This window comes from Halapricum salinum (assembly GCF_004799665.1).
Taxonomy (GTDB): Archaea; Halobacteriota; Halobacteria; order Halobacteriales; family Haloarculaceae; genus Halapricum; species Halapricum salinum.
This window is the reverse complement of record NZ_CP031310.1, coordinates 1,662,125-1,682,236: the sequence shown is the minus strand read 5'-3', so window position 1 is coordinate 1,682,236 and position 20,112 is coordinate 1,662,125. Positions and strand designations below refer to the sequence as shown.

Annotated in this window: 20 protein-coding genes, 1 other RNA gene and 1 pseudogene; 10 read left to right on the top strand and 12 right to left on the bottom strand. The window is 66.6% G+C overall.

The window, feature by feature from the left end:
- Window positions 1-24: 24 nt before the first annotated feature.
- From DV733_RS08515 to DV733_RS17675, 10 genes and pseudogenes are all read right to left on the bottom strand, one after another.
- A complete protein-coding gene (locus tag DV733_RS08515; RefSeq protein WP_049995099.1) occupies window positions 25-1,035 on the bottom strand; it encodes an AIR synthase family protein in 1,011 nt (336 codons plus the stop codon).
- Window positions 1,032-2,096, bottom strand: coding sequence for an ABC transporter ATP-binding protein (locus DV733_RS08510; protein ID WP_049995100.1), 1,065 nt, complete (start codon window positions 2,094-2,096; stop codon window positions 1,032-1,034). The genes DV733_RS08515 and DV733_RS08510 overlap by 4 nt, the downstream gene beginning before the upstream one ends.
- Before the next feature lie 25 nt (window positions 2,097-2,121).
- Window positions 2,122-3,909 (bottom strand): ABC transporter permease, encoded by a 1,788-nt coding sequence (locus DV733_RS08505; protein WP_049995357.1) that lies wholly within the window; start codon window positions 3,907-3,909, stop codon window positions 2,122-2,124.
- Window positions 3,910-3,911: 2 nt separating this feature from the next.
- Window positions 3,912-5,000 carry a thiamine ABC transporter substrate-binding protein gene (locus tag DV733_RS08500; RefSeq protein ID WP_049995101.1) on the bottom strand — a complete coding sequence of 363 codons (1,089 nt, stop codon included), beginning with the start codon at window positions 4,998-5,000 and terminating at the stop codon, window positions 3,912-3,914.
- A gap of 56 nt (window positions 5,001-5,056) precedes the next feature.
- Window positions 5,057-5,395: a carboxymuconolactone decarboxylase family protein gene (locus tag DV733_RS08495; RefSeq protein ID WP_049995102.1), complete on the bottom strand. Its 339-nt coding sequence runs from the start codon at window positions 5,393-5,395 to the stop codon at window positions 5,057-5,059.
- A 68-nt stretch (window positions 5,396-5,463) separates the two neighbouring features.
- Window positions 5,464-6,210 (bottom strand): lipoate--protein ligase family protein, encoded by a 747-nt coding sequence (locus DV733_RS08490; protein WP_049995103.1) that lies wholly within the window; start codon window positions 6,208-6,210, stop codon window positions 5,464-5,466.
- A complete protein-coding gene (locus tag DV733_RS08485; protein WP_049995104.1) occupies window positions 6,207-6,476 on the bottom strand; it encodes a hypothetical protein in 270 nt (89 codons plus the stop codon). The genes DV733_RS08490 and DV733_RS08485 overlap by 4 nt, the downstream gene beginning before the upstream one ends.
- A gap of 56 nt (window positions 6,477-6,532) precedes the next feature.
- Window positions 6,533-6,946: an OsmC family protein gene (locus DV733_RS08480; RefSeq protein WP_049995105.1), complete on the bottom strand. Its 414-nt coding sequence runs from the start codon at window positions 6,944-6,946 to the stop codon at window positions 6,533-6,535.
- 109 nt (window positions 6,947-7,055) lie between these two features.
- Window positions 7,056-8,426 carry a dihydrolipoyl dehydrogenase gene (gene lpdA / locus DV733_RS08475; protein ID WP_049995358.1) on the bottom strand — a complete coding sequence of 457 codons (1,371 nt, stop codon included), beginning with the start codon at window positions 8,424-8,426 and terminating at the stop codon, window positions 7,056-7,058.
- A gap of 276 nt (window positions 8,427-8,702) precedes the next feature.
- Window positions 8,703-8,867: pseudogene (locus DV733_RS17675) on the bottom strand (biotin/lipoyl-containing protein); the annotation flags it as partial.
- Window positions 8,868-9,098: 231 nt separating this feature from the next.
- On the opposite strand from DV733_RS17675, the gene DV733_RS08470 reads away from it, so the two are divergent.
- The 6 genes from DV733_RS08470 (at window position 9,099) to DV733_RS08445 (ending at window position 14,993) form a co-directional block, all read left to right on the top strand.
- Window positions 9,099-10,217 (top strand): TDT family transporter, encoded by a 1,119-nt coding sequence (locus DV733_RS08470; protein WP_049995106.1) that lies wholly within the window; start codon window positions 9,099-9,101, stop codon window positions 10,215-10,217.
- Between the two features lie 67 nt (window positions 10,218-10,284).
- Complete coding sequence (pdo, locus tag DV733_RS08465) at window positions 10,285-10,935, top strand: protein disulfide oxidoreductase (RefSeq protein ID WP_049995107.1); 651 nt, start codon at window positions 10,285-10,287, stop codon at window positions 10,933-10,935.
- Between the two features lie 104 nt (window positions 10,936-11,039).
- Window positions 11,040-12,473: an aldehyde dehydrogenase family protein gene (locus DV733_RS08460; protein ID WP_049995108.1), complete on the top strand. Its 1,434-nt coding sequence runs from the start codon at window positions 11,040-11,042 to the stop codon at window positions 12,471-12,473.
- A gap of 38 nt (window positions 12,474-12,511) precedes the next feature.
- An RNA gene (rnpB, locus tag DV733_RS08455) (RNase P RNA component) lies at window positions 12,512-12,915 on the top strand.
- A 162-nt stretch (window positions 12,916-13,077) separates the two neighbouring features.
- Window positions 13,078-13,851 carry a hypothetical protein gene (locus DV733_RS08450; protein ID WP_049995109.1) on the top strand — a complete coding sequence of 258 codons (774 nt, stop codon included), beginning with the start codon at window positions 13,078-13,080 and terminating at the stop codon, window positions 13,849-13,851.
- 68 nt (window positions 13,852-13,919) lie between these two features.
- Entirely contained in the window at window positions 13,920-14,993 is a 1,074-nt protein-coding gene (locus tag DV733_RS08445) for an NAD-dependent epimerase/dehydratase family protein (protein ID WP_049995110.1), read from the top strand.
- Here the strand turns inward: DV733_RS08445 and DV733_RS08440 are convergent, their stop codons facing one another.
- A complete protein-coding gene (locus tag DV733_RS08440; protein WP_049995111.1) occupies window positions 14,994-15,644 on the bottom strand; it encodes a hypothetical protein in 651 nt (216 codons plus the stop codon).
- A 102-nt stretch (window positions 15,645-15,746) separates the two neighbouring features.
- Here DV733_RS08440 and DV733_RS08435 point away from each other — a divergent pair, with 102 nt between their 5' ends.
- The 4 genes from DV733_RS08435 to DV733_RS08425 all read left to right on the top strand — a co-directional run bounded on the left by DV733_RS08435 (window position 15,747) and on the right by DV733_RS08425 (window position 18,230).
- Entirely contained in the window at window positions 15,747-16,166 is a 420-nt protein-coding gene (locus tag DV733_RS08435) for an ArsR/SmtB family transcription factor (RefSeq protein WP_049995112.1), read from the top strand.
- 167 nt (window positions 16,167-16,333) lie between these two features.
- Entirely contained in the window at window positions 16,334-16,510 is a 177-nt protein-coding gene (locus DV733_RS17095; RefSeq protein WP_154019541.1) for an FmdB family zinc ribbon protein, read from the top strand.
- A 134-nt stretch (window positions 16,511-16,644) separates the two neighbouring features.
- The gene (locus DV733_RS08430) at window positions 16,645-17,289 is read left to right on the top strand and encodes a hypothetical protein (RefSeq protein ID WP_049995113.1); all 645 of its coding nucleotides are present in this window, start codon (window positions 16,645-16,647) and stop codon (window positions 17,287-17,289) included.
- Window positions 17,290-17,354: 65 nt separating this feature from the next.
- Entirely contained in the window at window positions 17,355-18,230 is an 876-nt protein-coding gene (locus tag DV733_RS08425) for a BKACE family enzyme (RefSeq protein WP_049995114.1), read from the top strand.
- Window positions 18,231-18,242: 12 nt separating this feature from the next.
- Here the strand turns inward: DV733_RS08425 and DV733_RS08420 are convergent, their stop codons facing one another.
- Window positions 18,243-20,096, bottom strand: a complete 1,854-nt coding sequence (locus tag DV733_RS08420) for an asparagine synthase-related protein (protein ID WP_049995115.1) — start codon at window positions 20,094-20,096, stop codon at window positions 18,243-18,245.
- Window positions 20,097-20,112: the final 16 nt, after the last annotated feature.

The window sequence follows — 20,112 nt, the reverse complement described above, 5'->3', positions numbered from 1 at the left end:
GCCGAAACTGGAGGTCAGATCCATCTACTCGCCGAGCCGCTGGGCCGCTGTCCACGAGGGATCGAATTCGGGTTCCTCGACGCGCTCGCCGTCCGCGTAGACGCCGTCACCCTCACTGACGTTCCCGATCACTGCGGTCGGCGTCCCCCGCGTTTCGAGTGCGTCGACGACGGCCTCGGCGTCGTCGGGATCGACGGCGATCAATAGCGTCCCGCAACTGGTGACGTGCCAGGGGTCGACGTCGATGGCCGCACAGACGGCCGCAACACCCGGAGCCATCGGCACGGCATCGGGATCGAGATCGAAGCGAACGCCCGCCCCCGAAGCCATCTCGTTCAGCCCGCCGGCGATCCCGCCCTCGGTGGCGTCGTGCATCGCCGTGACCTCGCCGGCAGCGTGGGCGGCCAGTGCATCTTCGACCGCCGCGATGTCCTCGACGCGGTCCTGTGCGGTCGCGACCGTCTCGGGATCGAGACCCAGCCGGGCGGGGTACAGCGTCGAGAACAGCCCGGCGACCTCGGCTGCGGGGCCGGTCGAGACGACGAGCGCGTCGCCGGGTCGTGCGCCGTCCGGCCGGACCACGTCGTCGAAATCACCGACACCGAAAGCGGTCGCGCCGCCGACCCACGATCCCTCGATCCCGGTGTAGTAGCCGGTATGCCCCGAGACGATCGCGACGCCCAGACTTCGGGCATGGGCGTCGATCCCAGCCCAGATTCCCTCGAAGGTATCGTCGTCGAATCCGGGTGGGAGTGTCAGCGCGATCGTGAGATGGGTGGGTGCGACCCCGGAGACAGCGACGTCAGTGAGGACGATATCAAGCGCGAGGCGGCCGGCCCGTTCGGAACCGAGTTCGGGCAGGAAAGACAGGGGGTCGGTCGCGGTCACGACCGCCTGCTCGCCGACCTCGAAGACGCCGAAGTCGATTCCGGCTGTAGGCCCGAGATGGACGTCCTCGCGCTCGGCCCCCAGTCGAGGCGCGATCACCGACTCGAAGGTGTCGGCGTCGATCTTGCCGAGCCGGTCGTCGCTCACGACCCCTCGCCCCCGACCACGGTGACGGTTTCGGGATCGATCCCCAGCGTGACCGTACCCTCGGGCGCAGCGTCGCCGGTGTACTTGACCAGCACCGACTGGTCGTCCCACCGGCAGTGGACGCGATAGGCGTCACCCAGAAATTCGACAGTGTCGACCGTCGCCGAGAGCGTGATCGGCGCGCTCGCGTCGCCGAGCCGGACGTCCTCGGGCCGGATCGACAGCGTCACGCGCTCGTTTTCTGACGGGAGCGAGTCGACAGCGATCGTCGTCGCCTGCTCGTCGCCCCCGCCAGCGAGCCGGACCTGCGGCGGATCCGTGGAGACGACCGCACCCTCCAGAAGGTTGTTGTCGCCGACGAACTCGGCGACGAACCGGGAGGCAGGTTCGCGATAGATCGCCTCGGGACGGCCGATCTGCTCGACGCGGCCGTCGTGCATGACGGCGACGCGATCCGAAATCGCGAGCGCCTCGGCCTGGTCGTGGGTGACGTAGATGGTCGTGATCCCCAGTTCCTGCTGGAGGTCGCGGATCACGACTCGCAAGCGCTCGCGCAGACGCGCGTCCAGCGCCGAGAGCGGTTCGTCCAGCAAGAGGACCTCCGGGCCGGGCGCGAGTGCGCGGGCGAGGGCGATCCGCTGTTGCTGGCCACCCGAGAGTTCCTCGGGGTCGCGCTCGCCCATCCCCGCCATGTCGACGAGTTCGAGCAAGTTGTCGACGCGTTCGTCGTCGTCGACGTCGCCCGGCGGATCCCGGTATCGAAGGCCGTAGGCGACGTTCTCGCGGACGCTCATGTGCGGAAAGAGCGCGTAGTTCTGGAAGACGATCCCGACGTTGCGGTCCTCGGGCGGGACGCCGGCGACGTCGACGCCGCCGATCTCGACAGTCCCGGTGTCAGGTTCCTCGAATCCGGCGACCGTTCGGAGGGTCGTGGTCTTGCCACAGCCAGAGGGGCCGACCAGCGTGAAGAACTCGCCGTCGCTGACTGACAGCGAGACGTCCCTGAGCGCGGGCACGCCGTCGAATGAAACCGAGACGTCTTCGAGGATGACCTCGCTCATCGCGACTCACTCCCGGGTGCCCGCCTCATGGTTCCCACCGTCCGCCGAGGCGATCGATGGCGACGAAACTCAGCCCCGTCACCAGCAGCAGGACGGTGCCCATCGCGGTCGCGGGGCCGAGGTTCGGGCCGAGCGAGCGGTTGTTCACGTACCGTTCGAGGGCCACGGGCATGGTGTAACTGTCGACACCCTCGGCGAGTAAGACCGTCGAATCGAACTCGCCGACGCTGATCGCGAAGGCGAACGCGGCTCCGGCGAGTACTGCTGCACCGATCAACGGGAGTTCGATCTCCAGCAGCGCCCGGAGACGAGTCGCCCCGAGCGAGCGGGCGGCGTCCCGGTATCTGGATTCCAACCCGCCTAACGCAGGCGCGACGTTGCGCGTCACGAACGGGTAGGCCGCGGCGGCGTGCGCGGCGACGATCGCAATCGGCCCGGCCGCAGTCAGGCGGTAGCCGAACAGCACCGTTCCGAACACCATCGTCTGCAGGAGGCCGAGACCGACGACGATCCCGCTGACCGCCAGCGGTGCGGTGAGGATCGCCTCTGCCAGTCGCGAGCCGCGGCCACCGCGCGTCGCGAGGATCGCCACGACGACTCCCATCGGGACCGCCAGCGCGAGGGTGCCGACGCCGTAGACGATCGAGTTGACGATCGCCGGCAGCGGTCTGGTCGTGCCCACGGCCGTCGAGGCCTGCTGGGCGAGCAGGAACTCGTAGTAAGCGGTCGTGAACGAGCCATCTGGAGCGGTCACGCTCTCGACCAGCAGGCTGAGCAGTGGGCCGACGAAGACGACCACTGCGACGACACCGTAGGCGAAGATGGCGAGCCGTGTCGGACTCCGAAGGGTCTGCCAGCCGACCGTAAGCGATTTTCTGGGGAGAGACTGGCCTGCCCCAGACGTCGAGCGCTGGCGGGCCTCGTAGCGCAGATAGAGGTAGGTCAGCGCCAGCGACAGCACGGTCTCGAGCGTGGCGAGCGTGGCGGCCTCGCTGAGGTCGAGCGCCTGGACGCGCGCGAAGACCCACACCTCGACGGTCGCCAGCCGGAGGTCGCCCAGCGCGAGCACGATGGGGAAGGACATGAACGTGAACACAAAGGTAAGAAGGGCGGCGGTCAGCAGCGACGGCAGGATCGCCGGGAGGACGACGTCACGGAAGGCCGAAAGCGGCGAGGCACCCATCGCGCGGGCGGACTCGACCTGCCGGCGGTCGACCGACTCCCAGGCGGTCGTCACCAGCCGCGTCACCAGCGGCGCGTTGTAGAAGGCGTGGGCGACGATGATCGCCTCCAGCGTGTAGAGCAACTCGACTCGCCCGAGACCCAGACCCGTGAGCACGTCGTTGAGCAGGCCGGTCCGGCCGAACATCGCGACGAAGCCGACAGCGACCATGATCGACGGCAGGACGAACGGGACGATCGTCAGCGCGCGCAGCGTCCGCCGACCCCGGAAGTCGTATCGCGAGAGGACGTACGCGCCCGGCAGGCCGAGGACGACGCTGGCGACCGTCGAGAGCGCGGCCTGGTAGGCCGTGAAGCCGAACAGCCCGAGCCGTACGTCCGGGAACCCGCGTGCGATCCAGTCGAGGAGTCCGGCCGGGACGCCGAGCGGGTCGACGAAGAGATGGTGGGCGACGCCGGTGTAGAAGGGGTCGGTGAGGACTTCTCGCAGCGGGCCGGCGGTGGGCCGCCCGGCGTCAAGCACTGCCTCGGAGAGGACGGTCGCCACGGGGTAGTAGAAGACGACCGCGAGAGTGGCCAGCGTGGCGAGGACACCCGCGGGCAGTGCGGCGCGCTCGACCCACCGGAACATCGTCACTTACTCGCGACCTGTCGAGCCCACTCGTCGGTCCACTCCTCGACGTTACCCTGCAGTTCGTCGTAGTCGAACGTCACCGCTTCCGGCGGTTCGTGCGCGAGTTCGGCGAACGTCTCGTCGAGCTGGGCGTCGGTGACCGCCGGGAACTGGACGTTCCGCTCGGCGACCTGGCCCTGTACCTCGGGCTGCAGGATAAAGTCCATGAACAGCCGGGCGAGCGCAGGCTGGTCGGTCGCTTCGAAACGAGCCATCGTCTCGGGGTTGGCGTAGCCCTGGTCCTCGATGAACCCGATCTGGTGGCGCGTCAGGTCGGCGTCGGCACCGTAGAACACCTGATCGGTCGAGTACGACACGACCATCGGGGCCTCTTCGTTCATGTAGGCGTTGTAGGCGGGTTGCCAGTCGTCGAGGATCTGGACGCCGTTGTCCAGCAGGTCTGCCCAGTAGTCGAGATAGCCGTCCTCGCCTTTGGCGTCGATCGTCCACAGCAGGAAGGCCTTTCCCGGATCGGACTGCTGGGCGTTCTGGGTGATGAGGCTGTCCTCGTAGGTCGGGTCGAGGAGGTCGTCGAACGTCGCGGGCGCGTCGATCGCGCTCTCGTCGTAGACCAGGCTGATGTAGCCCGTGTCGTAAGGAACCGCGCGGCCCTGCGGATCGATTTCGAGGGCGGGCTTGAGCGCGTCCTTGCGGTCGAGGTAGTCCTGACTGTGCATGAACAGCGAGTCGTCGAGTTCCGCGTCTGCGCGGACGAGGTCGTCAGTGTTGATCCCGACGTAGAGGTCGGCGTCGATCGACGCCCCCGAGCGCTTGCGCTGGATGTACTGGTTGACGCCGTTTGCCGGGACCGTGAACTCGACGGTCACGTTCGGATACTCGTCCTCGAACGCCTGCTTGAGGTAGTTGCCCGCAGTGCCCTCCCCGGTGAACGAACTGTAAGTCGCGACTGTGAGTGTGCCACTCGGCGTGCCGTCGATCGTCGCGCGCGGCGGGCGGTCGGTGCCGTTTCCGGTCGGCGTCGCCGCACAACCCGCGAGCCCCGCGATCGTGGCTGCACCCGCCGTCTTGAGGTACGTCCGTCGTCTCATTAGTCGGTTGTTACACTCAGTGGTGATAAGCGAATCGGCACGCGTCGACGACGGGGTCAGCGGTCGTCGAACGCCAGAAGCGTCTCGTAGGCCTCGCTGGCGTACATCAACGCCGGTCCCCCGCCCATGACGACGGCGATCTCCAGTGCTTCGACGATCTCGTCGTCGGTGGCACCCGCCTCCAGCGCGGCGTCGAGGTGCCAGACGATACAGTCCTCACATCGGAGCGCGACGCCCAGCGACAGCGACATCAGTTCCTTGGTCTTCGTGTCCAGCGCACCGTCGCTCTCGGCGCTGTGGACGAAGCCCATGAACGACTCGACGGAACTGGCCTCGCCTGCGAACGACTGTACGCTCTCTTTTTTCTCGGCGACTGCGTCTTTGGGAGAACTCATAGACAATATCGTGTACGCGGCGCCACATAATAAGAGTATTTGAAAACAATTGTTGGTGCAAGAATTGCCTATAGCTTGCGGTTCCACTCGTCAGTGGCGAACCGCTCGGCGGCGAGTTCGCGGGCGTCCGCGAGGACCGCCGCCGAGAGCTCGCCTTCGAACGTGTCGTAGCGGTCACCGACGGCCTCGATCATCGCATCGACGACCTCGCGGCGGCTGGCGTCGACGTGATCGCTGATGCGGGCGACGCGCTTCTCTGCGGACTGGATGGCCTTGTCCGAGACTTTCTCCTCGCCGATCCGGAGTACCCGCAGCATCTCGGCGGTGTCCAGTCGGTAGCTCATCGTCGTGTGGTGGAGGACGGCGTCGTCGGTGCGGAGCTGTGCGGCCCCGCCGATCTTGCCGTCCGGGTGGGCGATGTCGTTCAGCGGTTCGTGAGAGGCGTCCAGACCGAGGTCTCGAAGGGCGTCGATGGCGAACTGGTCGAGTTCGGCGTAGCTCGCCTCGACGTCGTCGGAGACGGCCGATCGAGGGAGGTACAGCGAGTACGTGATAACCGAGCCGGGTTCGACGTACATCGCGCCGCCGCCGGTGATCCGCCGGACGACGTCGATCCCCCGTTCGTCGGCGTAGTCGGCTTCGACCTCGTCGTCGTAGGCCTGGAAGCGGCCCAGCGGGACCGCCGGGGTCTCGCGGTACCAGAACCGCAGCGTCGGCTCGACCTCGCCGGCGGCCACGCGATCGACGAGCACCCGCTCGATGGCCTGCTGGACCGGTTCGCTGTAGGTCCCCGAATCGACGACGCGGACCCTCATCGGACCGCCTCCAGGGTCGCGTCGGCCAGGTCACCGGCGTCGAATCCGATGAGGCGTGCGTCGACGGCCGCGATCGCCTCGACCAGCGTCTCGCGGTCGACCGTGACGGGATGGCCCTCGATCGCAACCTCCAGCTCGGTTCGCGCCGCCGGCGGTTCGAGGAAGAAATCGCCCGTCACGCGAGCGGATTCGATCCGCTCGTCACCGGTGAGCGTCACCTCGACGAGTTTGCCGTCCGGGACTTTGACTGTTCCAGTGCGTTTCATACCTGCGGGGAAGAACGGAGCGCGTTTCGATGTGTCGGTCGGGCCGGGTCGCCGAATCAGGCCGTCGCCTCGGTCGGCTCGAAGGCGTCGACCTCGACGGTGACGTCGGCGTGCAGTTCCTCGCGCAGCGCGGTGTGGACGTGACAATACTGCTCTCCCAGTTCGGCCAGTTCCGCGGGGTCGTCGACGTCGGCTTCGACTTTGAGTGTGAAACTGATCGATTCGAGGTCGTCGTGGTCGGTCAGTTCGGCCTCGGCCTCGATGGCCATCTTGCCGAGGTCGTCGTAGCCGGACTTGCGTGCACCCATCCGGACCGCGGGGAGGAAACACGCCGCGTAGTCGGCGACCAGTACCGAGTTCGGATCGGGACCGGTCTCGTTCATCGGGTCGATCCCGACCGCGAAGTCGCCGATGACGCTCTCGGTGTCGAATCCGTCCGTGCTCGTCGTCGTCAGGTCGATATCCGTCATGACTGTATTGCACAATATACACTATACAGTAAAAGGCTTTGGGGAATTTCTCGCGATCGGAGAGCGGTATCGAAGGATGATATTAATCAAAGACCGTGATAGATCGTGATCAGTGCGTGTGAACGGCGTCGCCGGCGGCGTCGGCGGCCGCCTCCATGACTGCTTCCGAGAGCGTCGGGTGGGTGTGGACCGTGCCGGCCAGTTCGGCGAGCGAGAGCCCCTGTTCGACGGCCAGGGCGACTTCGCCGATCAGTTCGGAGGCGTTCGGGGCGACGATCTGTGCGCCGAGCACCTGGCCGGTCGGCCCGTCGGCGACCACGCGGACGAAGCCGTCCCCGGCCTCGACCGTCAGGGCGCGGCCGTTCCCACCGAGCGACATCTGGCCGACCGAAGGCGTGTATCCGGCGTCTTCGGCCGCCTCGCGGGTCAGCCCGACCGTGGCGACCTCCGGATCGGTGAACACGGCCGCGGGCATGGCCGTCCGATCCAGGGCGGCTGGTTCGCCTGCCGCGGCGGCCGCGGCGACCTCGCCCTCGTAGCTGGCCTTGTGCGCGAGCATCGGCTCGCCCGCGACGTCGCCGATCGCGAAGACGTGGTCGCGGGCGGTTCGGCCCTGAGCGTCGGTCGGGACGAACCCGTCCTCGTCGGGTTCGACGCCGATCGCGTCCAGATCGACCGTGTCGGTGACGGGCTCGCGCCCGGCCACGACCAGGACCGCGTCGGCCGCGAGTTCGGCCGTCGAGCCGTCTTCGGACTCGGTGTGGACGAGGACGCCGTCGCCCTCGCGCTCCCAGTCGGCGGCCAGTTCGCCGAACCGGAAGTCGATACCCAGCTCGGTCGCGCGCTCGCGGATCACCCGCGAGACGTCGGCCTCGTAGGTCGGCAACACGTCCTCGAACATCTCGACGACGGTGACGTCTGTGCCGAGTTTCGCCAGCACGGTCGCCAGCTCCATCCCGATGTACCCCGCGCCGACGACGACCAGCGAGTCCGGCGTCTCCGCCAGTTCGAGCGCGTCCCGGGAGTCCAGCACGTACTCGCCGTCGGGCTCGAAGTTCGGCACCGCGAGCGGACGACTCCCCGTCGCGACGACGGCGTACTCGAAGCCGAGCGTGTGAACGCCGTCCTCGGTCTCGATCGCGGCGGTGTGCTCGTCGCGAAAGCGGGCCTGACCCGCGACCAGCGAGACGCCGGCGGCACGACAGAGCCCTTCGACCCCGCCGGTGAGCTGGTCGACCACGTCCCCCTTCCAGTCAACGAGCCGGGAGAGGTCGACGTCGATCTCCGCGCTGATCCCGAGGTGTTCGGCCGTCCGGGCCTCGTGGGCGACGTCGCTCCCGTGGATCAACGCCTTCGAGGGGATACAGCCGTAGTTGAGGCAGGTCCCGCCGTAGGCGTCCTTCTCGACGAGCGTGACGTCAAGGCCGTACTGGGCGGCCCGGATCGCCGCCACGTACCCGCCGGGACCGGCCCCGATCACGAGGAGGTCGGTCTGCTCGTCTGCGCTGTGACCCGCCTCGTCGGCCCGCGTGACGGCCGAGGAGGATGGCTCCTCGTCGACTCGGGAGACCGCAGCCGTGGGGCCGTCGTCCGATCCGTCGTCGCCCCCGACTCGGGAGACGGCCGGCGTCGGCTCCTCGTCCGGTTCGCCCCCCTCGGCGGCGTCGGACGGTGATTCGTTCTCGGTGGGTTCGTACCGTACCAGAACGTCGCCGACTGCGACCGTGTCGCCGGTCGCCGGCAGCCGTTCGGTGACGGACATGCCCGACGGGACCGACACCTCGATCACGGACTTGTCGGTCTCGACGTCGGCCAGGCGATCGCCCGCCGCGACCGTCTCGCCCGGCTCGACGTGCCAGGCGACGAGCGTTCCCTCGTCGCTTCCGTCGTCGAACGTCGGCAACTCGAACTCGTGTTCCATCGTAGCGGACGTCAGAGCCGCCCGCTAATATTGTCTTTGATCTGCAATACAATAACCACAACGATCGTTATAGATCGGGGTAGCGGATCGTCGACCGGTCCGATCGATTGTCCAGCACTGCCGATACACCATCCGTTTTTGGTGTGTCCTGTAGCCCGAAGTCGGCCGCCAGAAGCCGTTCGATGGATTGAAGTATAGTAGTCCGTAGTGATTACCAGAACGTACAATATTATGAGCGAAGTGACCTCGACGCCGACGGGACAGTCGCGGATCGCGAACACGATCGAGTTCTTCGGGCCCCAGTGGTTCGGCTCGACGATGGGGACCGGTGCGGTGGGGGTCGCTCTCGCGCTGGTCGCGGCCCAGTTCCAGCTGGACGCGCTGGTGCCGGTAGCGCAGTTTTTCGTGGTGTTGACGGCGGCGATGACGGTCGGGTACACGCTCCCCTGGCTGGCCAGGATGTGGCTGTATCCGAGTCGGGTCTGGGCGGATCTGACCCACCCGATCCGGAGTCAGTTCTTCCCGACGATGCCGATCACGTTGATCGTGCTCGGCCTCGGGATCGGACGGACGATGGGCGACGTCCTGCCGGCCGGCGTGCTGGAGCCGCTGCTGACGGGGCTGTTCGTCGCGGGGAGCGCCGGTATCTTCGGGTTCGGCCTGCTCGTCGTCTCGATCATGTTCACCAACGACAAGATCGGGACCGAACACGGCGTCTTCGCGTGGTACATCCCCCCAGTCAGTCACCTGGTCATCCCGCTTTTGGGGTTCGAACTCGTCGGGAGCTACCTCGGCGGGACGACCACCGGCCTGATCGTGTTCATGCTCTCGATGGTCGCCCTCGGCGTCGGGACGTTCATGTTCCTCTTTTTCGGGTCGATCGTCCTCTTTCGCTACGCCTACGAGAGCCTCCCGCGGGAGAAGCTCGCACCGACGTTCGTTATCGGGCTGGCGCCGACGGCCGTGCTCACGATCGGGATCGCCAAACTCGCCCACGCGCTGCGAGGCGGGGCCGGACTCGGGCTCGCGCTCGAACCGCTGGTCCCCGTGCTGAAACTGCTCGCGCTGACGATGTGGGGCTTCTCGGCCTGGTGGTTCGTGCTGACGGCAGCGCTGGTCGTCCATTACGTCAAGCGGCGCGCCCACCCCTTCTTCTTCACGTGGTGGGCCTACACGTTCCCGATGGGCGCGTTCGCCATCTCGGCGGGCTCGCTGGGCGAGTTCCTCGGCGTCGGCGCGCTCGCGTACGTCCTCGCAGCCGTCACGGCCCTGCTCGTCGTCGTCTGGACGGCCACCGCGGCGCTAACAAGCCGGATGGTCCTCCGGGGCCACGCGTTCACGCCGGAGTGAATAGTAATTTAGAGTATTGGGAACAGCGCAACATATAACACGGCACAGCCTCGTAAGACGAGGTAGCATGTCAGTCCTCTCGGCCGACGACCGCAGCGAAGTAAACCAGGTTTTGACCGAACTCGACGACGCAGTCACCGTCCACGTCTTCACCGAAGACGAGTGCGAGTATTGTGAACAGACGCTCGATCTCTACGACGATGTCGCGGGCGAGAGCGAGCACGTCAGCGTCGAGATCCACGACATGGACGACCCGCTGGCAGAGGACCTGGGGGCGAGAAAGTACGACGGCGCGCCCGTGACCGTCATCACCCGCGGCGACGTGACCGGCGTCCGGTACTTCGGGATCCCGTCGGGCCAGGAGTTTAGTTCGTTCCTCCAGGACCTGATCGTGGTCTCTCGCGGTGCGGGCGAGACGCCGCTGCCCGAGGAGGTGCGCGAGCAGGTTCGGGAGATCGACCAGCCGGTCGAGCTGAAGGTGTTCGTGACGCCGACGTGCCCCCACTGCCCGCGGGCGGTCCGGGTGGCCCACGACATGGCCGTCGAGAACGACCTGATCGAGGCCGACGCCATCGAGTCCCAGGAGTTCCGCGAACTCTCCCAGGAGTACGGCGTCCGCGGCGTCCCCCAGATCAACGTCAACGAAACGGGGCAGTTCACCGGCGGACTCCCGCCCCAGCGCTTCCTCGAAGAAGTCCGCTCGGCGCTCGAGCAGTAGGTCCCGAACTGGCGAACGCGATACTGTCGTCCGGACTGCGCCGCCAGGGCTTTCCTGCGTGTAACAAACTGTTATACATCCCAAGAATGATATGGTATACAGAGATGTCGACAGGCAATTTTCAACGGCAACCGCAGCCGTACATCGCGGGCGAATGGATCGATACCGACGACACGCTGGACGTGACGGATCTGGCCGATGGCGGGACCTATGCGGAGGTCGCGGCGGCGACGAGCGACGACGCCGAACGGGCGGTCGACGCTGCTGTCGAGGCGACGACGGCCATGCGCGAGACGACTGTCGTCCAGCGCGCCGAGTGGGTCAACGCGATCGCCGAGACGCTCGAATCCCGGCGGGACGAACTCGCGGAGGTGATCGTCCGGGAGGCCGGCAAACCGATCTCCAGCGCCCGCAGCGAGGTCGCGAGTGCGGCCGAACGCTTCCGGCTGGCCGCTGAAGAGGGGCGCTCTCACTTCGGCGAGTACCGCGAGGGGATGACGTCGGGCCACGAGGGTTGGCAGGCGATCGTCAAACCCCAGCCAGTCGGCACAGTGCTGTGTATCCCGCCGTACAACTACCCCGTCTCGACGGCGGCCCAGCAGCTCGCGCCCGCGCTCGTCGCCGGCAACAGCGTCGTGGTCAAGCCGTCGAGTCACACGCCCGTGACCGCCGCCGTCTTGACCGAGGTGATCGTCGACGCGATCGACCTCCCAGATGGAGCAGTCAATTACGTCCCGGGCCGGGGCAGTGAGATCGGGGACACGCTCACCGGCCACGGCGGACTGGACGCGATCGCGATGACCGGCTCCTCGGGGGCCGGTGAGCGGATCGCGCGCAACAGCGGGATGGTCGAGTTGCACCTCGAACTCGGCGGGAACGCGCCCGCGATCATCTTCCCGGACGCGGATCTGGCCGACGCCGCCGGCGCGTGTGCGAAGGGGTCGGTCAAGCTCGCGGGTCAGCGCTGTACGGCCGTCTCGCGCGTGCTCGCTCACGAGTCGGTCCACGACGACCTCGTCGAGCGCCTGGATCTGGCCATGGAGAGCTGGCAGCCCGGCGACCTCTTCGACGAGTCGACCAGCGTCGGACCGCTGATCTCCGAGGACCAAGCCGAGTGGGTCCAGCAGCTGGTCGACGACGCCGTCGAGAAGGGGGCGGACGTCGTCCGCGGCGGCAGCCACGACGGGGCGCTGTTCGAGCCCACAGTACTGTCGAACGTACCCCAGGACGCCCAGATCGTCCACGAAGAGCAGTTCGGGCCCGTCGCGGCAGTGGTCGCTTTCGAGACTGAGGACGAAGCTATCGAGATCGCCAACGAGAGCGACCTCGCACTCGATTCCTCGGTGTTCACCAGTGACTACGACCGGGCGTTCCGGGTTGCGGAGGCCCTGGACACGGGGTCGGTTCGGATCAACGGTGCGCCCTCGCACGGGATCGGCGACATTCCCTACGGCGGCAACGAGGATTCGGGGATCGGCCGCGAGGGGATCCACAGCACGATCGAGGCGCTGACGACGACCAAGAGTATCGTCCTGTGAACCGACGGTCTTAATCTCCCGAGTCGAGTAGTACAGGTGGCAGCGGGAGCCCGGACCCCGTGCCCCGGATCCCGGTTTCGGCCTCGCCGGAACGCGGGCAAGAGGCATGAGGAAAGTCCCCCCACCGTCCGGGCAGGTGACCGGGTGCAAACCCGGGGCGGGAGACCGCCGGCACTGGAACAGAAACGAGACCGCGCCCCCCGACTGATGCGGTGTGCGAAGCCCAACTGACGAAGGCGACTGTGGTCGGCCGTCGAAAGACAGTCGTGCCGCGTCGCCAAGAAAGGGACGGCGAGTTAACCCACCAAAGTTCGACGGGGACGTAGGGATGGAACGGCGAATCCTCACCGGTGCAAGTCCGCGCCGCAAGGTAGCCCGGACGTGGACGCGGACGCTCAGCCGAATGCCGGGCCGAACAGAAGGGGGCTTACTCCCCGCAGCCACTCACGCTCGTGAGCGACTGCCACCGGGGACAGACGTCTGTTCCTGCGTGAGACACCGTCTGGCTCGTGCGACGCAGACAGACCGACGACGCCCAGGTACCGAAGGAGAGATCCGACAGTGAAACGGAGTGTTCAAGTCCCCGTCTCGTGACACCCCAACTGTGATTTCGGGTGGACGTGTCGCCCTGGCGAGCCAGGCCGTGACGATCCCGTGGTGGGCGTTCGTGACGGTACTCGGCGCGTTGCTGGGTGCGAAGTTGCTGTACGACGGTCTCCAGAGTAGCGCGCCGCTACGGCAGTACATGAGGCTGTCCGAGGCGTCGATAGGGAGCGTTATGTCCGGGGACGGGCCGCTCAGGCTATCGGGGACAGCAAGGAGTCTCGAGCCGAGCGCCGACCGGCCAGCCGAAGAGACGCTGGTGGTCAACGAAGTCGTCCGCGAGGTGAACATCGAGCACAACACTGGCTTGCGGGAACCGCTGGACCCGAACAAACAGTTCGAGTCCGGCCCCCACGGAACCGGCGTCGCCCGCGTCGGCAGCGACATCGACTCCGTCCCGTTCGTCCTCGAAAGCGACCGCGGCGAGCGTCTCCTCGTCGACCCGCGAGCGGCGAACTACCTGCTCGACACCGAGACAGAACACGGCGAGAAACCCGGCCAGGTCGTCTACCGGCAGGTCCTCACCGCGGGGGAGACGGCCCACGTCGGCGGCCGGATCGTCCGGACTGTGGACATCGATATCGACGGGTTGGACGCTCTCGATGCCGAGGTACCGAAGCTGGCCATCACGGCCGCTGACGGCCGCATCTTCCTGGCCCACGGCGATGGCTCGGCGGTCGCGACCCGACTGGTGACGAAACATTACCGCCTGCCGCTGGGCCTGCTCGTCCTCGCGGGCGTCGGCGTCTTCGTCTGGTCGAATCTGCCCGGGTGAGAGCTGACAGGTGCGGCCCCACGAGCGCCGCCGATAGCGGTTTGTGCCTCGCTGCCGAACCGCAATCTATGCACGTCCTCCTCATCGGCGGCACGGGCCTCATCTCGACGGCCGTCACCCGCCAACTGGTCGCCGCCGGCCACGACGTGACCGTCTGTAACCGCGGCGAGAGCGACGCACAGATCCCGGATTCAGTCGAACACGTCCGTGCCGACCGCTTCGGCGACGACTTCCCCTCGAAGATCGCGCCCGTCCACGCCGACGTCGTCATCGACATGCTCTGCTTTTCCGAAAGCGATGCCCAGCTCGCGATCGACGCCTTCGAAGGAAAGGTGGAACAGTACGTGATGACCTCGACGATCGACGTCTACCGGCGGCCAGTCGACTCGAACCCGGTCGCCGAGACAGCACCGCGCCATCCACCGACCAGCGACTACGGCGCGAACAAGGCCGCAGCCGAGGACGCGATCATGGCCGCCCACGACCGGGGGGCGTTCGCGGCGACGATCCTCCGGCCGTGGACCACCTACGGTCCCCACGGCGACGGCAATCTCTGTCACACTTTCGGGGTCGACACGACCTATCTCCGGCGGATTCGCGACGGCGAGCCGATCGTCGTCCACGGCGACGGCACGGGGCTGTGGGGCCCCTGTCACCGCCGGGACGTCGCGAGTACGTACGTCGGCGCAGTCGGCAACCGGGCCGCCTACGGCGAGGTCTACAACGTCACTGCCGAGGCCGTCCCGACGTGGAACGAGTATTATCGTGTCCTCGCCCGCGCGCTGGACGCGCCCGACCCCGACCTCGTGCACATCCCGACCGACGTGCTGCTGGACGTCGCGCCCGATCGAACCGGCTTTCTGGCGGATCACGGCCGCTACAGCACGACCTTCGACACGTCGAAGGCGCGGCGTGATCTGGACTTCGAGCAGACGATCGAACTGGAGCGGGGCGTTCGGGAAGTCGTCGACTATCTGGAAGAGCGAGACGCGATCACCAGCGAGGACGACCGAAGGGAGTCCTCGGGGAACGTGAACGGGGAGGAACGACCCGTGAGCAGCGAAGACGACCAGTTCGTCGGCTCGCTGATCGCGGCGTGGCGCGACCAAACGAGTGAGTTCGTCGACGTCTTCGAGGCGTGACTACGAGTCTCGCGGGACGACCTTCGCGCCGTCGTCGGTGTCGAAGGTGACGCCTGTCTGCGTCTCGATTCGTGCCTCACTCGGCGGTGTTCCGTCGTGCTCGACCCGGATCAGGACGGTTTCGAGCGTGATGTCGTCGGTCCCCATCTCGCTGGAATCGTTGATCCGAATGTCCAGTCGGTCGCCGTCGCGGGTCATCGACTCGACCCGGTAATCGGGAACCGAGGACTTGGGATAGGCCTGGACGACCACCAGCGAGGCCGTCTCGAAGTCCGTTTCGTCCACGAACTGCTCGGCGTCGTCCGTGAGTTGGCTTCGATTGAACCGCTCGGTGTCGCTCGCGTCAGTCAGCAGCGTCGCGTAGTAACTCGCGTTGGCTTCGAAATCGTCCGGATAGACGAGCCCATCTTCGAGTATCGGATAGCCCGTCCAGCCGCTGTCGAACACCGTCACGTCGTATCCCGGCGAGCCAGCCGGCGGGGTCGTGGTCGTTGCTGGAGGGGTCGCCGAGGGAGTGGTAGTCGGCGGTTCGGTCGTCGTGTCGGAGGGCGGTGGGCTGGTCGCCGTATCGTCCGTCGGCCCGGCCCCGGCACAGCCCGCGAGAACGAGTGTGGCGGCGACCGCGACGGCCGCGAGGGTCCTGCGTCGCATACCTGCAGCTACACGATTCATCTTCAAGGGAGTTTGCGAGACACAAAGAGCCGTTTTACCGATTCAGGGACGTTTTTCTGCCGGGAGATAGATTGTCGGATCGTGAGTAGCGAGTGGGAGCCCGAGACCGTCTTCGACGTCCTCGGGAACGAACACGTCCGGCAGATCCTGGCGCTGGCCAGCGTCAAGCCAGTCTCGGCCGAGGAGCTGGCCGATCACACAGACGCCTCCCAGCCGACCGTCTACCGGCGAGTCAACGTCCTCCAGGAGTACGACATGCTCGCCGAGCAGCGCCAACTCGACGACGAGGGCAACCACTACAAGACCTACCGGACGACCCTCGAAGAGGTCTGCTTCGCCGTCGAAGACGGCGGCTTCACCGTCGAGGTCGAACTCCGGCGGGATCTCGTCGACCGATTCAGCGAACAACCGCCCGAGCCAAGCGATGACACGACCGATCCCGGGACTGTCGTCGAGAGCGACGGCGAGGCAGTCGCCGAGGACCGCCTCGACGAGAAATAACGGCTTCAGAGCGTGAAGTCTCGCGACCGTCCGAGAGACGCTCTCGAAGCGGTCGCTGAACGGTCGAAAATTTCGGGCAGGTGGTCGTCGCTCGTCCGAGAACGAATTCGTACCGTGCAGCCGCACACGGATTTATTACGTCCTTCAGACACTACCCACAGGTGCGTATGAGCGTCATCCAGAGCATCAAAGAGACGATCGGTATCGCGGAGGACGGCCAGCCGTACGAGTGTCGAAGCTGCGGCCACCACTTCCAGACACAGGCCGACGCCGAATCCCGCTGGTACACCTGCCCGGAATGTGACGGCGAAGACATCGAACCGATCGAAGACCACGCCGAGTAGACCGCCGGGACCCCCATCCTCGTCGCGAACCGCGTCTATCGCTCCCCAGCGTGTTTTTCACGGCCCTCGTAGACACGCCAGCGTCGCCCGGACGAGTCGCTATCCCTTTGACCCCCCGCAGATAAACACGGACGATGTTTGGGGCTGCACTGGCCGCTGGCGGGGTCTTCGGGGCGAAACACGCGCTCGAAGCCGACCACGTGGCCGCCGTCGCGACGCTCGTCGAGGAGACCGACAGGCCCGCCACCACGGGCGCGGCCTGGGGGGTCGGTCACTCGATCCCGATCGTCCTGCTGGGCGCGGCGTTCCTGGCGCTCGGACTCGAATTACCTGGGGCTGTCATGACCGGATTCGAGGTGGTCGTCGCGCTCGTGCTCGTCGCGCTCGGCGTTCGGGCGATCGCCGGCCGGCAGTCACTCGGCCGACGGCTCCTCTCACACACCCACGGCGAGTCCGAGCACCGCCATCTCAGACTCGGCCGCGGAGCGATCGGACTCGGTCACTCCCACGCCGACGAGGAGTCGTTCGCGGTCGGGATCGTCCACGGACTGGCCGGCAGCGGCGGCGTCGTGATCGGGATGACCGCGGCCGCGCCGACCGCGACCGGCGGGCTCGCGTTCCTCGGTGGATTCGCCCTCGCCTCCGTGGGGGCGATGGCCGTCGTGACCGCCGGCTGGGGACGGCTCGTCGGCTATACCGACGCCCTCCGAATCGTCGCCGGCCTCCTCAGCGTCGCCGTCGGTCTCCTCCTGTTGGCCGAGACGACCACTCTGCTCTGAAGGAGTCGTCGTCCGGACAACCCCCCATCGAACCCTTTTTGTTCTCTGCCAGACAGTTGGTGGTGATGGCGCAGCCGATACCGATCAATTTCGCGCCGACGGGGATGGTCCCCACCAAAGAGATGACCCCGCACGTGCCGGTGACACCGACGGAGATCGTCGAGGACGTGCGTACGGCCTCCGAGATCGGCATCACGTCTGTCCACCTCCACGCGAGAGATCCCGAAACCGGCGAGCCGACGTGGAAGCGCGACGTGTTCGCCGAGATTATCGACGGCATCAGGGAGTTCGCACCTGAGCTCGTCGTCTGTGTCTCGTTGAGCGGACGAGAGTGGGGTGACGTCGACAAGCGAACGGCCCCGCTGGAGTTGACCGGCGACCGGAAACCCGATATGGGCAGTCTGACGCTCTCGTCGATGAACTTCAGCGGGAGTGCGAGTCTCAACAGCCCCGAGACGGTCCGTCGACTGGCCGAGCGGATGGACGAGCGGGGCGTCCTGCCGGAACTCGAACTGTTCGATCTCGGGATGGTGAACTACGCGAACTACCTCATCGAGCGCGGTGTGCTGGAGCCGCCCCACTACTGTAATCTCTTGCTCGGAAACGTCGCGTCGGCACAGGCCGACCCCGTCCACGTAGGGACGATGCTCCGGGATCTCCCCGCCGACAGCGTGTGGGCACTGGCCGGGATCGGTAACGCTCAGGTGTCGACGAACACCCTCGCAGTCGCACTCGGCGGTGGCGTCCGCGTCGGTCTCGAAGACGCCATCTATATCGGTGCCGACCGAGAGCGGCTCGCGACCAACGAAGACCTGGTACGCCGCGTCCACGAACTGATCGATCTGAACGGGCACGACGTCATGGAGCCGGGACAGCTACGTGATCGACTCGATCTCGAACCCGGGTTCGGTCAGTACGGCCGAGAGGACTCCCCCGAGTGATCGGCTCGACCGTCACCCACCGTCGACGATCCGCCGGGTGACGGGCATCGCCAGCAGCGTCACCAGCCCGTACAGTTCGGCGTCGTTTCGCTCTCCGTCCATGTGCGCGCGGTAACACTCCCAGACGCCCTCGACATCGAGAAACGGCAACTCCCGAATCAGGTCCTCGTTGGCTTCGATGGCCTCGCGCACGAACGACTGCTCGCGGATCAGCCGCGGATTGTGTGGCCAGGGCCCGTTCGACAGGTGCGGATCCGGTGGATCGGTGATCGAGAGATGTTCGTCGGCGAACCCGAGGCAGTGCTCGCCGATCCAGTGGGCCCAGAAGGGGGACGAAAGCGGGAGCCCGGTGTTGGCGTAGGTGACGGCGGCCAGATCGGGATCGAGGCGCTCGACCGCCCGGGCGACCACGTTGTGTCGCACGAAATGGCGTGTCGGCGTCGAGAGATAGAGGTCGACGAGACGGTTATCGACGAACGGACTCCACGCCGGCAGGTGCTGGCGGAGGCTCTGGAGCAAGAACAGGACGCTCCCGTTCGTCCGCGGCGTGAGCGTCCCGCAGACGAACAGCTCCTCGGGAGAGCCGTAGGTGAGTCCGTGATGGTCGATTCCCGCGTCAGTCTCGCGAATATTCGAGCGAAGGATCGCTTTGGGATCGACCGAGGCGTCGAGATACCGTGGAGGATCGTCCGCCCAGTACTCGACGAAGTGTTCGATCCGATCCATCGGTTCGAGTCTCGGCAGGTGCACCGTCCCGAGCGGGCCGAGGTCGAGACTGCGCTGTGGAAAGCTGTGCGCTTTGAAGTTCGAGTCGGCGAACGACGCGGTCACCATCGCGTCGACGTCGTCGCGAATCTCCCCGACGAACCCCTCCGCGTGGGCCTGCTCGAACGTGCCGACGAAGTTCGACAGCCCGGGATTCCGTTCGAGCGCTCGCTCGTGATAGTCCGGGCCGCGCTGGATCCACTCGAAGTCGACCCCGGCGGTCAGCGCTGCCTGCTCGGCCGCCCGGGCCTCGCGGTTCATCCACCCCGTGCAGTGATAGGCAGTCAGGTTCGCCCGTGCTTGGCGATCGGCAGCCGCGAGTACGAGCCTGGAATCGGCCCCGCCACTCAGCAACAGCCCGTACTCGCGGCCCGGTTGCAGTCGCTCGGCGATCACCGTCTCGAACAGCTCGGCGAACTCGTCGAGAAACGACGAAAAAGAGCGCTCACGTGGTCGATACGTCGGCGTCCAGTACTGCCGAGCAGTCATCGAACCCGATGGCAGATCGACCGACGTGATCGATCCCGGAGGGAAGAGAAACGTTCCTTCCAGCGGCGTCGTACAGCCGAACGTTCGGAAGTCACAGCCGAGATACGCCGCGACGAGTCGGTCGTCGAACCGCGGCGTAACCGCGGGGTGTCGCGACAGCGACTGGATCGCCGTCGAGAAGACGAGCGGCCCGTCCTCGGGCTGGACGTAGTAGGTGTCACGGAGCGCGAGTCGGTCGGTGACTATCGAGACCGTCTCCGCCCGCCGGTCGTAGATGACGCCGACGAAATCGCCGTTCAACCCCGAGACGAACGATGGGCCGTGTCGCTCGTACAGATCCGCACAGTACTCGAAGACTGACTCGGCCGTGACATCCCGGGATTGATACCCGTCATCGCCGTCGAATCCGAACACCGATCCCCAGATCCACAGGAGCGTGTCCTCGCCGACCTGGACGGGTTGGTCGGCCGCCTCGGAGACGGCGAAAGACCCGGCGATTGCGAGCCGCTCATCCCGAAACAGCGTCGTCGACTCCTCGCCGGTCCACTCGAGTCCGGCAGCGACATCCTCGATACCGTCCGCGACCCCGACGACCCCACAGAGACCCGCCATACACGCAGGCTCCACT